12 protein-coding genes are annotated in these 14,171 nt (G+C 62.0%); 8 read left to right on the top strand and 4 right to left on the bottom strand.

The features are described 5' to 3' along the window. Nucleotides 1–27: 27 nt before the first annotated feature. Nucleotides 28–1,032, bottom strand: a complete 1,005-nt coding sequence (locus tag M0D67_RS20905; protein WP_266239557.1) for a helix-turn-helix transcriptional regulator — start codon at nt 1,030–1,032, stop codon at nt 28–30. A 186-nt stretch (nt 1,033–1,218) separates the two neighbouring features. On the opposite strand from M0D67_RS20905, the gene M0D67_RS20900 reads away from it, so the two are divergent. The 4 genes from M0D67_RS20900 to M0D67_RS20885 all read left to right on the top strand — a co-directional run bounded on the left by M0D67_RS20900 (nt 1,219) and on the right by M0D67_RS20885 (nt 5,827). Beyond that, nucleotides 1,219–1,698, top strand: coding sequence for a DUF4863 family protein (locus M0D67_RS20900; protein WP_266239556.1), 480 nt, complete (start codon nt 1,219–1,221; stop codon nt 1,696–1,698). 8 nt (nt 1,699–1,706) lie between these two features. After that, nucleotides 1,707–3,305 (top strand): 3,4-dehydroadipyl-CoA semialdehyde dehydrogenase, encoded by a 1,599-nt coding sequence (locus tag M0D67_RS20895; RefSeq protein WP_171927691.1) that lies wholly within the window; start codon nt 1,707–1,709, stop codon nt 3,303–3,305. A gap of 90 nt (nt 3,306–3,395) precedes the next feature. After that, entirely contained in the window at nt 3,396–4,988 is a 1,593-nt protein-coding gene (locus M0D67_RS20890; protein ID WP_266239555.1) for a benzoate-CoA ligase family protein, read from the top strand. 8 nt (nt 4,989–4,996) lie between these two features. Continuing rightward, nucleotides 4,997–5,827, top strand: a complete 831-nt coding sequence (locus M0D67_RS20885) for an alpha/beta fold hydrolase (protein WP_266239554.1) — start codon at nt 4,997–4,999, stop codon at nt 5,825–5,827. Nucleotides 5,828–5,980: 153 nt separating this feature from the next. Here M0D67_RS20885 and M0D67_RS20880 read toward each other — a convergent pair whose 3' ends face one another. The 3 genes from M0D67_RS20880 to M0D67_RS20870 form a co-directional block, all read right to left on the bottom strand. Further along, a complete protein-coding gene (locus tag M0D67_RS20880; protein WP_093643140.1) occupies nt 5,981–7,351 on the bottom strand; it encodes a gluconate:H+ symporter in 1,371 nt (456 codons plus the stop codon). 80 nt (nt 7,352–7,431) lie between these two features. Further along, nucleotides 7,432–8,550, bottom strand: a complete 1,119-nt coding sequence (locus M0D67_RS20875) for a porin (RefSeq protein ID WP_171927688.1) — start codon at nt 8,548–8,550, stop codon at nt 7,432–7,434. 158 nt (nt 8,551–8,708) lie between these two features. Further along, nucleotides 8,709–9,911 (bottom strand): aminotransferase class V-fold PLP-dependent enzyme, encoded by a 1,203-nt coding sequence (locus M0D67_RS20870; RefSeq protein ID WP_171927687.1) that lies wholly within the window; start codon nt 9,909–9,911, stop codon nt 8,709–8,711. Nucleotides 9,912–10,029: 118 nt separating this feature from the next. Between M0D67_RS20870 and M0D67_RS20865 the strand changes: the two genes are divergently transcribed. The 4 genes from M0D67_RS20865 to M0D67_RS20850 all read left to right on the top strand — a co-directional run bounded on the left by M0D67_RS20865 (nt 10,030) and on the right by M0D67_RS20850 (nt 14,092). Then, nucleotides 10,030–10,893, top strand: a complete 864-nt coding sequence (locus tag M0D67_RS20865; protein WP_171927686.1) for an IclR family transcriptional regulator — start codon at nt 10,030–10,032, stop codon at nt 10,891–10,893. Between the two features lie 82 nt (nt 10,894–10,975). Next, complete coding sequence (locus tag M0D67_RS20860) at nt 10,976–11,437, top strand: RidA family protein (protein ID WP_054040495.1); 462 nt, start codon at nt 10,976–10,978, stop codon at nt 11,435–11,437. 137 nt (nt 11,438–11,574) lie between these two features. After that, nucleotides 11,575–11,901, top strand: a complete 327-nt coding sequence (locus tag M0D67_RS20855) for a hypothetical protein (RefSeq protein WP_154559060.1) — start codon at nt 11,575–11,577, stop codon at nt 11,899–11,901. Between the two features lie 79 nt (nt 11,902–11,980). Further along, nucleotides 11,981–14,092: a phosphocholine-specific phospholipase C gene (locus M0D67_RS20850; RefSeq protein ID WP_171927685.1), complete on the top strand. Its 2,112-nt coding sequence runs from the start codon at nt 11,981–11,983 to the stop codon at nt 14,090–14,092. Nucleotides 14,093–14,171: the final 79 nt, after the last annotated feature.

Raw genomic sequence — 14,171 nt, 5'->3', positions numbered from 1 at the left:
TAGTAAACCCTAGGCTCGCACTGCATTTCAGCTCACCCGCACTTCGTCCGGCGATTCTGCCGCGAGCCTTGCAGCCAGCCGGTCGCGCAACTGCAAATAGGCGTCTGCCAAAGTTTTTTCGCTGGTGTCGAAGGTCATGTCGGCGCGGCCGTATAGTTCGCTACGCCCCGCCAGGATGCGCTTCAGGTCATCCATCGCCTCCTTGTTGCCGGACATCGGACGCAGATCGCCCTGCGCGACAACGCGGCGCATATGCTCTTCCGGCGTGGCCTGCAGCCATACGGTAAAGCAGTGCGACAGCAATGCGTTGAAGGTGCCCGACTCCGACACCAGCCCGCCCGGCGACGCGATCACAGCGCGCTCGTGCTCGTGAATCACCGCCTCCAGCGCGCGGTGTTCATAACGCCGGTAAGCGCTCGCACCATAAAGCGAATGAATCTCCGACGGCGGACAACCGGCGAGTTGCTCGATCACGCGCGTCAGCTCGACGAACGGCACCTTGCGCTCCTGCGCCAGCATCCGGCCGAAGGTCGACTTACCAGCCCCACGCAGGCCGATCAACGCGATCCGGTCCTTGCGATGCGGGTCGCGCGGCGCCTGCGCGAACATCTCGGCAAGCGCCACGCGGGCGCGCTGTAGCGCCGCCTGGTCGCGCCCCTGCAGCAGTTCGCGGATCAGCAGCCATTCGGCGGAAGCAGTGGTTTCGTCGCCGATCACTTCGGCCAGCGGGCAGTTCAGCGTCACCGCGATCTGCCGCAACACCAGCACCGATGCGTTGCCCACGCCCGATTCCAGATTCGCCAGATGACGCTCCGACAAGCCGGTTTCAGTCGCCAGCGTCTTGCGCGTCATGCCACGGCGCGCACGCAGCAAGCGCACGCGATCACCCATTGCCGTTAGAAAAGGATCGCGTTCCTCGCGCTCCGTCCCACGCTCGGCCCCGCTGTCCGCTCCGCGGTTGGCCCCAGCGGAGCGGCTCGCGTCCTCATCGGCAGGATCGTCCAGCGGCGCGGAAGAGTAATTTTGATTCATGTTTAACTGCCTATTGAATACGTTACATGTACTATAGTGCTTGACAGGGCTCTGGTGAACAGTTAATTTTCGCCAAATATTGATCTAATAACAAACGCTGTCGAGGTTTTTCGGCAGCGTCACGGAGACAGCGCAACAGCACGTATGAATTAAGGTGCGTGCGCGCGCGCTGATCTGGAGGCTTGCATGTCCCCACATGACTTTCAACGCCTGATTGCGGGCGTGACCGAGCAACTCGCCGGCCGCCCGCTCGACGGCACGCTGGCCACGTGGCTCAACGACACGTATCCCGCGGATGGCGCGACCTTCCGCGAACTGGCGGATGCCTGCCGCACCGGCGTGGCCGAAGGCTGGCTGTGCAACCGCGAAGGCGGCGGCATTCGTTATGGCCGGATCTTCAAGGCCTTGCCGGAAACCCACGGCTTTTCCGTCGACGTGGTCGATATGAAGGATATTGCCGGTCCGCATCATGTGCATCCCAACGGCGAAATCGATCTGATCATGCCGCTCACCGAAGGCGCTACCTTCGACGGTCATCCGGCCGGCTGGTGCGTGTACGGCCCCGGCAGCGCGCATCGACCGACCGTTGAGAATGGGCAGGCGTTGGTGCTGTATCTGCTGCCGCAAGGCGCGATCGAATTCACTCCCAGCTCACCTTCCGCCTGAGACTCGCTATGACCGAACTATTGAAGAACTACGTTGCGGGCCAGTGGGTCGCGGGCGACGGTGAAGGCGTGACGCTGACCGACCCGATCACCGGCGAAGCGCTCGTGCGCGTGTCGAGCCAGGGCCTGGATCTCAACCATGCATTTGGTTTCGCTCGGGAAGAAGGCGGCACGGCCCTGCGTGCACTGACCTATGCACAGCGCGCTGCGCGTCTGGCCGAGATCGTCAAACTGCTGCAGTCCAAACGCGACGATTACTATGCAATCGCGACTGCGAACTCGGGCACCACGCGCAATGATTCGGCGGTCGACATCGACGGTGGCATCTTCACACTGTCGTACTACGCGAAACTCGGTGCGTCGCTCGGTGATGTACATGCGCTGCGCGACGCTAATACCGCTTCGTTGAGCAAGGACCAATCGTTCAGCGTGCAGCACGTGCTCACGCCAACGCGCGGCGTCGCGCTCTTCATCAACGCGTTCAATTTTCCATCGTGGGGTTTGTGGGAGAAAGCAGCGCCCGCATTGTTATCCGGCGTGCCCGTCATTATCAAACCCGCCACGGCGACGGCATGGCTCACGCAACGCATGGTTGCCGATGTGGTCGACGCAGGCATTCTGCCGCCCGGCGCGTTGTCCGTCATCTGCGGCAGTTCCGCAGGTCTGCTCGATCAGATTCAGGCATTCGACGTGGTGTCGTTCACCGGCTCAGCGGAAACCGCCGCGACACTGCGCGCGCATCCGGCTTTCGTCGAGCATGGTGCGCGTCTGAATGTCGAAGCCGACAGCCTCAATAGCGCAATTCTCTGTGCCGACGCAACACCCGATACGCCGGCCTTTGAACTGTTCATCAAGGAAGTGGTGCGGGAAATGACCGTGAAGTCCGGTCAGAAATGCACGGCGATCCGGCGCGCCTTCGTGCCTGAAGCATCGCTCGAAGCGGTACTCGAAGCGCTCAAAGCAAAGCTCGCGAAAATTACCGTCGGCAATCCACGCAACGACGCCGTGCGGATGGGTTCGCTCGTCAGCCGCGAGCAATACGAGAACGTTCTGGCCGGCGTCGCGGCGTTGCGCGAGGAAGCCGTGCTCGCATACGACGGCTCGGCTGCGCCGCTTATCGATGCGGACGCAACGATTGCCGCCTGCGTCGCGCCGCATCTGTTCGTGGTCAACGATCCCGATAGCGCGACGCTGCTGCACGACGTCGAAGTATTCGGGCCAGTGGCGACCGTGGCGCCCTATCGCGTCGCCACCGCAGCAAACGGCGCCCTTCCCGAAGCGCACGCCGTCGCACTCGCGCGACGCGGCCAAGGCTCGCTCGTCGCCTCGATCTATTCGAACGACGACGCGCATCTCGCCAAGCTCGCACTGGAACTCGCCGACTCGCACGGACGTGTCCACGCGATCTCGCCTGCAGTCCAGCAGAGTCAAACCGGCCACGGCAACGTGATGCCGATGTCGCTGCATGGCGGGCCGGGCCGCGCGGGTGGCGGAGAAGAACTCGGCGGGCTGCGCGCACTGGGGTTCTATCACAGGCGCTCTGCCGTTCAGGCATCGAGCGCTGCAATCGACGCACTGACGCGAACCACCCATTTGCCCGCAGCATAGCGGGACGAGACAGGCTTCAAGCAATCAGACAGTAAGCATCGCGCGGATCAAGAGCACCGCCGGACCGCCCCCACCCGATGGAGGAGACATATGGAAGCCCTGCTGGACACGGCTGCGAGTCGGCCCGCCCCGACTGTCGAACCGCCGCCCGCGGTATTCAATTTCGCGGCCTACCTGTTTGGACTGAATGAAGCGCGCGCCGCCAAGACCGCCTATATCGACGACACCGGCACCACCACCTACGGCGAACTCGAAGAACGGGCCAGGCGCTTCGCGAGCGCATTGCGCACACTCGGCGTGCATCCGGAAGAACGCGTGCTGCTGGTGATGCTCGATACCGTCGAACTGGCGATTGCCTTTCTCGGTGCGCTCTATGCAGGCGCCGTGCCGGTCGTCGCGAACACGTTGCTCACCACGGCCGACTATGTGTACATGCTGACGCACAGCCATGCGCGCGCCGTGATCGCATCCGGCGCATTGCTGCCGAATGTCACGCAGGCGATGGATACCACCGAACACGACGGTTGCCAGTTGATCGTTTCACAGCCGCCTGAAGGCGAGTCTTTGACGGCGCCGTTGCTTAAAGATCTGATCGATGCAGCCGCGCCGGCCATCAAGGCACCCACGACCGGTTGCGACGATATCGCGTTCTGGCTGTATTCGTCCGGCTCGACGGGCAAACCGAAAGGCACCGTCCATACGCACGCGAATCTGTACTGGACCGCCGAGTTGTACGCGAAGCCGATTCTTGGCATCGTCGAAAGCGATGTGGTTTTCTCGGCGGCCAAGCTGTTCTTTGCATATGGTTTGGGCAACGGTCTGACGTTCCCGCTTTCGGTCGGCGCTACAGCCGTATTGATGGCTGAACGTCCCACCGCCGACGCGATTTTCACGCGCCTCGTGCGGCATCGCCCGACCATTTTCTACGGCGTACCGACGCTCTACGCGAGCATGCTCGTCTCACCCAACCTGCCCGCGCGCGCCGATGTCGCGATGCGCGTGTGCACGTCGGCGGGCGAAGCGCTGCCGCGCGAAATTGGCGAGCGCTTCACCGCGCACTTCGGCTGCGAAATTCTCGACGGCATCGGCTCGACCGAGATGCTGCATATCTTCCTGTCAAACCGCCCGGGTGAAGTCGAGTACGGCACCACGGGGCGCCCCGTGCCCGGATACGAAGTTGAACTGCGCGACGAAGCCGGACATCCGGTGCCCGACGACGAAGTCGGCGATCTGTTTATCAAAGGACCGAGCGCGGCGCTCATGTACTGGAGCAATCGCGAGAAATCGCGCGCGACGTTCCTTGGCGAGTGGATCCGCAGCGGCGATAAATACCGCCGTCTCGCGAACGGCTGCTACGTGTATGCGGGCCGCAGCGACGACATGCTGAAAGTGAGCGGTCAATACGTATCGCCCGTCGAAGTGGAAATGGTCCTGGTGCAGCACGGCGCAGTGCTGGAAGCCGCGGTGGTCGGCGTGGATCACGGCGGCCTCGTGAAGACCCGCGCATTCGTAGTGTTGAAGCGTGAATTCACGCCGTCTGAGATACTCGCGCATGAGTTGAAGGCTTTCGTCAAGGAACGGCTCGCGCCGCACAAGTATCCGCGCGATATCCTGTTCGTCGACGATTTGCCTAAAACCGCCACCGGCAAGATTCAACGCTTCAAACTGCGCGAACAGTCATAAGGTGATCCATGCAGAAGCCCGCAACCGCAACCCTTGCTAGCGAATTCGCAGAACTGCCCGCCACGGCATCGCATGGGCCGTTGCGCATCGAATATCGTTGGGTGAATGAAGCGGCGGCCAATGCACCGATCGCCGTCTTCCTGCATGAAGGGCTCGGTTCCATCGCGATGTGGCGCGACTGGCCGCAAAACTTGTGCGAGCGGCTCGGCATGCGTGGGCTCGTTTATTCGCGACCCGGTTATGGACTATCCACACCGCGTGCGCACGACGTCAAATGGCCGGTCGACTTCATGACCGCACAAGCGCGCGATATCCTGCCCGCTTTGCTCGATGCGCTCGATATCGGCACGCAGGAACGCAGGCGCATGTGGGTGATCGGGCATAGCGACGGCGGGTCGATCGCGCTGCTCTACGCGGCGCAGCATCCGGATGAATTGGCCGGTGCGGTAGCGATCGCACCACATGTATTCGTCGAAGACATCTCTGTGGAGAGCATTGCGCAAACCAAGCAGCTCTACGAAACCACCGATCTGCGCAGCAAGCTAAGCCGCTATCACGCCGACGTCGATTCCGCGTTCTACGGCTGGAACGACATCTGGTTGAATCCGGCATTCAGGGAATGGCGCATCGTCGATGAACTGGCTGCCATCAAGCAACCTTTGCTCGCGGTGCAAGGCCACGACGACAACTACGGCACCATGGCCCAGATCGATACGATTGGCGAGCGCGTGCCGCATGCGCAACTGGTGAAGCTCGATGCTTGCGGACACTCGCCGCATCGCGATGCACCGGATGCGTTGAACGAGGCGATTGCGGCGTTTATCTCGCGGCAGCGTTGAACACCATCAAGGCAACTCTTTCCCGCTTACGGCCCGAGGTTGTTGCGGCACCTTCTATAGTCGGGAGATCGCGGCGATAGTCGCGCGAATGGGAGCGCAATGTGAAATCGCGGCGCGTCTAATGAATGACACGCCGCGACAAAGCCTCCCCGCTCAAATCACGGTCGAAAGCCCCAACGTCAACACCAGCGCCGTCACCGAAATAATCGTTTCGCAAACGGTCCACGTCTTGAAGGTTTGCGGCACAGTCATACCGAAGTACTCCTTCACCAGCCAGAACCCGCCGTCGTTCACGTGCGACAGAATCAGCGACCCCGCGCCGGTGGCGAGCACCAGCAACTCGGGCCGCACGCCGCCCGCCGTGCCCACCGCCGCTGCCGCGATCGGTGCAATGATGCCGGCCGCCGTCGCCATCGCGACCGTTGCCGAACCGGTCGCCACACGAATCAACGCCGCCACCAGCCACGCGAGAATCAGCAGCGGCACGTGCGCGCCGGTCGCCACATCGACGATCGCCTTCGACGCGCCGCTATCGATCAGAATGCGCCCGAAGCCCGCGCCCGCTCCCACCACCAGCGTGATACTCGCAGTCGGCGCCAGACACTCGTTGGTGAACTTGAGAATCTGCTCGCGATTAAAGCCACGTGACTTGCCGAACGTGTAGAAGCTCAACAACACGGCCAGCAACAAAGCCATGTCCGGATGGCCGATCAGGCGCAGCGCGTTGTTCATCGACGATTTGGCCGGCACGATCAAATCCGCCCAACTACCGACCAGCATCAACAACACCGGCAGTAGCACCGTCAACAACGTGATGCCGAAGCCCGGCAGTTCCTGATGCGAGCGCTTCGCGTCCTGTTCGATGAACTGCTGCGCCATCGGGTTAAAGCCGTCGAGCACGACAAAACGTGCGATCAGCTTCGAGAACAGTGGGCCAGCCACGGCCGCGGTCGGAATGCCGACGATCAGCGCGTAGAAAATCGTGTGACCGATATCCGCGTTGTACGCCGTGACCGCGAGCAACGCAGCCGGGTGCGGCGGAATCAGACCGTGCACGACGGACAAACCCGCCACCATCGGAATGCCGACGCGAATCATCGACGTACCGGTCCGCTGGGCGACGTTGAATGCGATTGGAATCAGCAGCACGAAACCGACTTCAAAAAACACCGGCAGGCCGACGAGGAACGCGATGCACATCATCGCCCAATGCACGTTCTTCGGCCCGAACAGGTCGATCAGCGTACGCGCGATACGTTCGGCGCCGCCCGATTCGGCCATCATCTTGCCGAGCATCGTACCGAGCCCGACCACGATGGCAATGTGGCCGAGCGTGCCGCCCACGCCCGTTTCGAACGACTTGAGAATCGACGTCGCCGGCATGCCGACGGCGAGTGCCAACGCCACCGACACCATCATCAACGTAATGAACGGGTTCATCTTGAAGCGCGCGATCAGCACGACCAGCGCGATGATGGCAATCAATGCATAGACGAGTAACAGACTTCCTTGAACGGTCGCCATAGGTGCTCCTGAAAAGAAAGAACCGCGCCGCAGCCTCCGTTGAGCGGAATGTTGCATGCGCAGCGGCGCGGGCGGCGGACTTAGAACTTGTGGCGGATGCCGGCGACGGTCACGAACTGGCCGTTGTTGCTCGACGGATTCGAAATACCTTCGACCCATGCGTGCGAACCGGACGCACGTTGGTAGATACCGTTCAGGTAGAGATCAGTGGTCTTCGACAGGAAGTACTCGCCGCCCACGCTTAACTGGTTGTAATGGGCGTTAGTGGCCGTGGTCCGGCTCGTGTTCTGTGTCGTGTAGATGTAACCGAGCGCGAGCAGCGCGGCCGGCGTGACTTGATACTTCACGCTGGCTTCATAGTTGGCAAAGTGCAGGCTGCCGCCGCTGAGCAACTGGAATTGCGAGTTCGTGTACAGCAGCAGGAAGGTTGCCGGGCCGAACACGTACGAACCGCCCGCGCCCCACACCTGGTTGCGCTTCACGCCGCTGATGATCGACGAACTGGTGCTGTAGTAGTTATCAGACGGCGCCGCGCCCGTGGTGTTGGTAGCCGGCTGATTGACCAGCGAGTAGGCCGCGTCAAGGTGCAGCGGACCGTTCACGTAGTCGGCGCCGACGCTCCATGCGCGGTTGTTGGCGAACTGCCCCGCCGTGTTCGAGAACGCGTACATTGCGTTTGCGGTGAACCCGGCATACGTCGGCGTGGTGTATTTGACCGCGTTGTCGGTGCGATACGTGTTGTTGATATCGTCGTTGTCGTAGATCGCGTTGCCGTACTGGCTCATCGCGCCGACGCCATTTATCTGCATGTTCGAGAGATAGTCCTGCACGCTGTTGTACTGACGGCCGAGCGTGATCGTACCTGCTTTGCTGTTGGAGAGCGCCACCCATGCGCTACGGCCGAACATGCGGCCGCCCTGACCGGCTGCGCCACTCTCCAGGCTGAAGCCGTTTTCGAGCTTGAACAGGACCTTGTTGCCGCCGCCCAGATCTTCGCTACCGATCAGGCCCCAGCGCGAACCCTGCACGTTGCCCTGCGTCGCCTGATAAGCCTTCTCACCCTTCTGGTTATTGGTGAAGGTAAAGCCGGCATCGACAATGCCGTACAACGTCACGCTGCTTTGCGCGTGGGCGGCCTGCGCGGCGAGTCCGGCGGCAGCGAACGCGATGGTCGTACGAAGAATCTGCTTGTGCATCATGGTTTCCTCAAGTCGAAAGAAAAACGAACGCCGGTTACACGGTGATGTTCCGGCGATATAAGTAGTACTAAGCGGGCAGGTCAAAGCGGCACCGGAATGGAATCCGGCGCTACGGTCAAACAACGGTCATCGGTGAATCGAAATGAACCGGGGAAGAATCAATCCGGCCAATTACGGCGCGCGGCAATGCGGCGCGCGTCGCGCTGGTAAAACGGCGTAACGACGGGTTCGGGCGACTGTCGTGCGCGCTCGAGTTCGGCAGTAAGCCGTGCCAGTACGGTCTGCTCTTCGCCCGGGTGCAGATTGCACGGGTCGACGAAAAAGAAATGCAGTTCCGCTTCATGATCGCGCACGATCACCGGCGCCTCGCCCTCGGGTGGCCGCGCGAGCGCATCGGCGAGATCCCACGCAGTGATACGGGCCTGCCTGGGATCGATATGCAGTTTCAGACGATCGAGCGGATTGCCGGTCGGATCGGCGTCGATCTCAGCCCAGACGCCGTCGCAACGATTCAAGGTCTCGCGCCACAGCGTGAGGTAGCCGCGTTCGCGAGCGCGAACCGCGACATGGTCGCGCTGCTGCCATTGTTCGAGCGCGGCAATCGCGCCCACAATGCCTTCCTTGCCGACTTTCATGCCGCGGCCAATGCCGCCGTTCTGGAAATGCGCGGCACGTACCAGCGTTTTCTTACCCGCGACGATGCCGGCGGTGAGCCCACCGAGAAATTTGTGCGCCGAGTAGAGCGCGAGATCCGCGCCGGCCGCAATGAAACGCTTCAGGTCGTATTCGGAAGCCGCGTCGACGATCACGGGCACGCCCTTCGCGTGCGCGACCGCAATAAATTCTTCGAGCGGGATCATGCCGAATTGCACCGTATGATGTGAAACCACGTAAAGCGCTGCAGCCGTGCGTTCGGTGATGGCGCTATTCAACTGGTAGCCGTGCGCTTCGGTTGCCGCACCCACCGGCACGACGCGCGCGCCGGACAGACGGATCGCCTGGTCCACCGGTGCGCCATAATTAACAAGGTGGCCGGTTTGAATCACGACTTCGTTGCGCTGCAGGGCGGTCGTGTCGGGCAGCCGTTCGATCAGGCCGTGGTCGTCGCCCGTCATGGTGGCGGCGATGCAGAGCGTAATCGCCGCCGAGCACGACGCGGTGATATACCCGGCTTCGCTGCCGCACGCCTCGGCAATCGCCGCCGAGGCTCTGCGTTGCAGATCGTCGATCTCGACGAATTGCGGCAACACCTGCGCCACCGCGTCGATTACCGGTGCGCTGACAATGGACGCACCCAGACTCGTCATCGTGCCTGAAGCATTGATAACAGGGCGTAAGCCAAAGCGAGAGCGAATGTCCATGAAGCGCCTCCGACCGGGTATTTCTTAATTATGGAATATATGTTGTAATTGCGGATCAGTCTAGCATACAATCACCCTGCGTCAACTGGACAAAAACATCTCGCGTCAGAGGAGCACGATGGCTCGCACGTCCCGACCTTCCGCGTCCGAAGCAGTACCCGCGGCGCCTTCAGCCGGCGCCGAAGCACAGGCTGAAGCTGCCGCGCCACGCACGCGCACCAGCGCGATCGAGCGCGCCGTGCAGATTCTCGACGCGCTCCAGCAGGCAAACCGTCCCGCCACCGCGTACGAAGTCGCACGCATGGTCGGCGCGCCGCTGTCCACGGTGTATTCGATCATTAACGATCTGGTCGAGAAGAACCTGTTGGCGCGGCGCATGGACGGCACGATCTGGCTCGGCTCGCGTCTGTACGGCTACGGTTTAACGTACGCCAGCTCGCTCGACTATCTCGCGGTCGCTCATGAAGAAATGCAGCGTCTCTCCGCCGAAGTCGAAGAGACCGTGCAGGTCTGCGGACTCGAAGACGGCATGATGGTCGTACAGCAAATGGCCGAAGGGCCAGGGCATTTCCGTGTGACCTCGCGAGTGGGCAGCCGCGTGCCGCTCAACTGGACCGCGTCCGGACGCTTGCTCGTCGGGCATCTGCCGGATGCCGAACGGGTCGCGTTTTTTGCGCAGCATGCGCAAAGCTCGCCTACCGGTCGCGCGGAAACCCGGCCGCAAGTGCTCGCGCAGATTGCCCGCGAGGCGCTGGAGGCGCGACTGTCGATTCAGATCGGCGAATCGGATGCATCCGTGGCGTGTCTCGCGGCGCCCGTGCTCGACAACACCGGCGCGTGCGTCTTCACGATTTCGATCGTGATGCCCGAGGCGAAAGCCGAGCTCGGCACCGAACGGTTCGCACAAGCTGTGCAGGCGGTGGCCGCCCGTATCGAAGCGCGCCTCGGCTGGCGGCATCGCGAGCAGGACCCGGCGGCGTAAGGCCGCGCCAAACCCGAAACCTTAAATCCCCCCGCGCGCAACGCTGACTCCTTAAAGACCGCTCACCATCACTTCCCCATCGATGAACTGCTACGACCGGCTGCACACGCGCGGCCTCAAGCTACCGCAAGTGCCGACGCCGATCGGCAATTTCACGCACTGCACGCGCGAGGGCAATCTGCTGTTTCTATCGGGCCAAGGTCCGCTCGACGAATCCGGCTCGCTGATGACCGGCAAGGTCGGCGCCACCGTCAGCGCGGACGAAGCGTACCGGCACGCGCAGATGGTCGGCCTGAATCTGCTTGCCGTGCTGCATAACGAACTGGGCGATTTGCGGCGCGTGAAGCAGGTCGTCAAGCTGCTGGGCATGGTCAACGCGGCGCCGGATTTCACCGAGCATCCGCGCGTGATCAACGGCTGCTCGGATCTGTTCGTCGATGTATTCGGCGATGCCGGTCGGCATTCGCGCTCGGCGGTTGGCGTGGGCTCGCTGCCGGGCAATATTACCGTCGAGATCGAAGCCATCGTCGCGATCCAGGATTGACGGCCGCCCAATTCTCAACAAATACCCAAATTTCCACATCTTCACAAAAGTTACACAGGTAAGCGACTATTCTTGCGCATCGCTGACCTGGGCACGTGGATGCCCTAGCGCATCTTCCCCGTGCCGGAGACATTGCCATGTCTGTTGTGTCGAAGCCGTCCATTGCCTTCTATCGCAAACGTTTGGCGGGCGCACTGGCCGCCGTGTCGCTCTGCATGCTGCTCGGCGCTTGCGGCAACGACGACGATAAAGCACCGGACACGAGCACCACGAGTTCTACCGACGCCGCCGGCGATAACGGCGGCGCTTCACAGGTCCTGTCAGCGAATCCTTCTTCCGCTTCACCAGCGTTACCCGCAGTCACGATTCAAACCCCAGCACTGCCCGCATCAAGCGCCGACGCGGCGCTGTCCGCTGCCGCTTCGACGCCGCTCGCCACACCCGTCATCCACACCGTAGATTGAGTTCCGCGCCCCATGCGGCGCGTGGCTCACGCTCGCGCCTCATGGCTCGTTCCTCTTATGAAGATCGAAAGCCAAAACCATGACTTCAAAAAATCGCCGTGATTTTCTGCGCTCCGCCGCGCACGCCGCCGGTTCCGCCACCGCGTTGAGCATGCTGCCGCTGGGCATTCGCAACGCCCTCGCCATTCCCGCCAACAACAAGACCGGAACGATCCGCGACGTCGAGCATATCGTCGTGCTGATGCAGGAAAACCGCTCGTTCGATCATTACTTCGGCACGCTCAAGGGCGTCCGCGGTTTCGGCGACACGCGCGCAATCAACCTGCCCAATGGCAAGCCGGTGTGGTACCAACCGCTTGCCGCGGACGTGGGCTATGTGTTGCCGTTCCGCCCTACCGCGCCGAACCTCGGTCTGCAATTCCTGCAAGACCTCGCGCACGACTGGACCAGCACGCACGCAGCATGGAACGGCGGCCGCTACGATCAATGGGTGCCGTCCAAGGGCACCACGACGATGGCCTACCTCACGCGCGACGACATTCCGTTTCACTATCAACTCGCCGACGCCTTCACGATCTGCGACGCGTATCACTGCTCGCTGATGGGCCCGACCGACCCGAATCGTTACTACATGTGGAGCGGCTGGGTCGGCAATGACGGCAGCGGCGGCGGCCCGGTGATCGACAACTCCGAACTTGGCTACGGCTGGTCCACGTATCCGGAAGTGCTGCAGAACGCCGGCATCACGTGGAAGATCTATCAGGACATCGGTACGGGACTCAACGCAAGCGGCTCGTGGGGCTGGACGCAGAACGCGTACATCGGCAACTACGGCGACAACTCGCTGCTCTACTTCAATCAGTACCGCAACGCGCAGCCGGGCAACCCGCTGTACGACAACGCCCGCACGGGCACGAACGCCGCCAACGGCGACGGCTACTTCGACATCCTCAAGCGCGACGTGCAGAACAACGCCCTGCCGCAAGTCTCGTGGATCGTCGCCCCGGAAGCGTATTCCGAGCACCCGAACTGGCCGTCGAACTACGGTGCATGGTACATCGATCAGGTCTTGCAGATTCTCACGTCGAATCCCGAAGTGTGGAGCAAGACTGTCCTGCTGATCAATTACGACGAAAACGACGGCTTCTTCGATCACATGGCGCCGCCGTTCGCGCCAGCATCGAGCGCAAACGGTTTGTCGACCGTCGACACCAGCAATGAAAACTATGCGGGCAGCGGCAATACGCCGGCGGGTCCGTACGGGCTCGGACCGCGTGTGCCGATGCTGGTGGTCTCGCCGTGGTCGAAAGGCGGCTACGTGTGCTCGGAACTGTTCGACCACACGTCGGTGATCCGCTTTATCGAAAAGCGCTTCGGCCAGCAGCACAATCTGGGCGAATCGAACATCACGCCGTGGCGTCGCGCGGTGTGCGGCGATCTGATGTCGGCATTCAACTTCAGCACCCCGAACGACGCGTTCCCGACGCTGCCGAGCACGAGCGGCTATGTGCCGCCCGATCAGAATCGCCATCCGGACTATGTGCCGCTGCCGCCGCTCGTGCAGGCCGTACCGAAGCAGGAACCCGGCGTGCGTCCGGCGCGCGCACTGCCGTACGAACTGTTCGTGCGCGTGCACGGTGAAGGCGCGGAGAACAAGCTGACGATGCGTTTCGTCAATTCAGGCCGCACGGGCGCCGTGTTTCTCGTCTATGCCGCCAATGGTCTCGCCGCACCGCTGACCTATACGGTCGAAGCCGGCAAGCGGCTGCAGGATCAGTTGCCGTTGAATATCGACGGTACGTACGATTACACGGTCTACGGCCCGAACGGTTTCCTGCGCCGCTTCGCGGGCAAGCCGGTCGCGAGAAGCTGGTGGCACGGCTCCGATATTGCACGGCCGGAAGTCGCCGAAGGCTACGACGTCGCCAACGGCAACCTGCAATTGCGACTGGAAAATGTAGGTAGCGCACGCTGCCAGTTCACCATCGTCAATGCCTATGACGCAAACAACGTGGTCAAGCATTCGGTGCGCGGCGGTGATACTGAACAGTTGTACCTCGATCTGCGCAACGCGCACGGCTGGTACGACCTCGCGATTACTGTCGACACAGACCCGTCGTTCGCGCGGCGCTTCGCCGGACACGTGGAAACGGGCCGGAGCAGCATGAGCGATCCGGCACTGGGGAGCTAAGTTTCAGTTCGGTTTCAATTCAGTCCGTACGAAAAGAAGCGGCCGCTGCGATAAAAAGCAGTGGCCGTTTTTTCATGCA

Source organism: Paraburkholderia sp. SECH4, assembly GCF_030511745.1.
GTDB lineage: Bacteria > Pseudomonadota > Gammaproteobacteria > Burkholderiales > Burkholderiaceae > Paraburkholderia > Paraburkholderia madseniana.
This window is presented reverse-complemented; position numbering and strand designations above follow the sequence as displayed.

Excerpts from the sequence above, each read along its gene's own strand:
- M0D67_RS20890 (WP_266239555.1), top strand. The coding sequence starts at position 3,396 with ATGGAAGCCCTGCTGGACACGGCTGCGAGTCGGCCCGCCCCGACTGTC.
- M0D67_RS20875 (WP_171927688.1), bottom strand. The coding sequence starts at position 8,550 with ATGATGCACAAGCAGATTCTTCGTACGACCATCGCGTTCGCTGCCGCC.
- M0D67_RS20850 (WP_171927685.1), top strand. The coding sequence starts at position 11,981 with ATGACTTCAAAAAATCGCCGTGATTTTCTGCGCTCCGCCGCGCACGCC.
- M0D67_RS20900 (WP_266239556.1), top strand. The coding sequence starts at position 1,219 with ATGTCCCCACATGACTTTCAACGCCTGATTGCGGGCGTGACCGAGCAA.
- M0D67_RS20855 (WP_154559060.1), top strand. The coding sequence starts at position 11,575 with ATGTCTGTTGTGTCGAAGCCGTCCATTGCCTTCTATCGCAAACGTTTG.
- M0D67_RS20895 (WP_171927691.1), top strand. The coding sequence starts at position 1,707 with ATGACCGAACTATTGAAGAACTACGTTGCGGGCCAGTGGGTCGCGGGC.
- M0D67_RS20885 (WP_266239554.1), top strand. The coding sequence starts at position 4,997 with ATGCAGAAGCCCGCAACCGCAACCCTTGCTAGCGAATTCGCAGAACTG.
- M0D67_RS20880 (WP_093643140.1), bottom strand. The coding sequence starts at position 7,351 with ATGGCGACCGTTCAAGGAAGTCTGTTACTCGTCTATGCATTGATTGCC.
- M0D67_RS20905 (WP_266239557.1), bottom strand. The coding sequence starts at position 1,032 with ATGAATCAAAATTACTCTTCCGCGCCGCTGGACGATCCTGCCGATGAG.
- M0D67_RS20865 (WP_171927686.1), top strand. The coding sequence starts at position 10,030 with ATGGCTCGCACGTCCCGACCTTCCGCGTCCGAAGCAGTACCCGCGGCG.
- M0D67_RS20870 (WP_171927687.1), bottom strand. The coding sequence starts at position 9,911 with ATGGACATTCGCTCTCGCTTTGGCTTACGCCCTGTTATCAATGCTTCA.
- M0D67_RS20860 (WP_054040495.1), top strand. The coding sequence starts at position 10,976 with ATGAACTGCTACGACCGGCTGCACACGCGCGGCCTCAAGCTACCGCAA.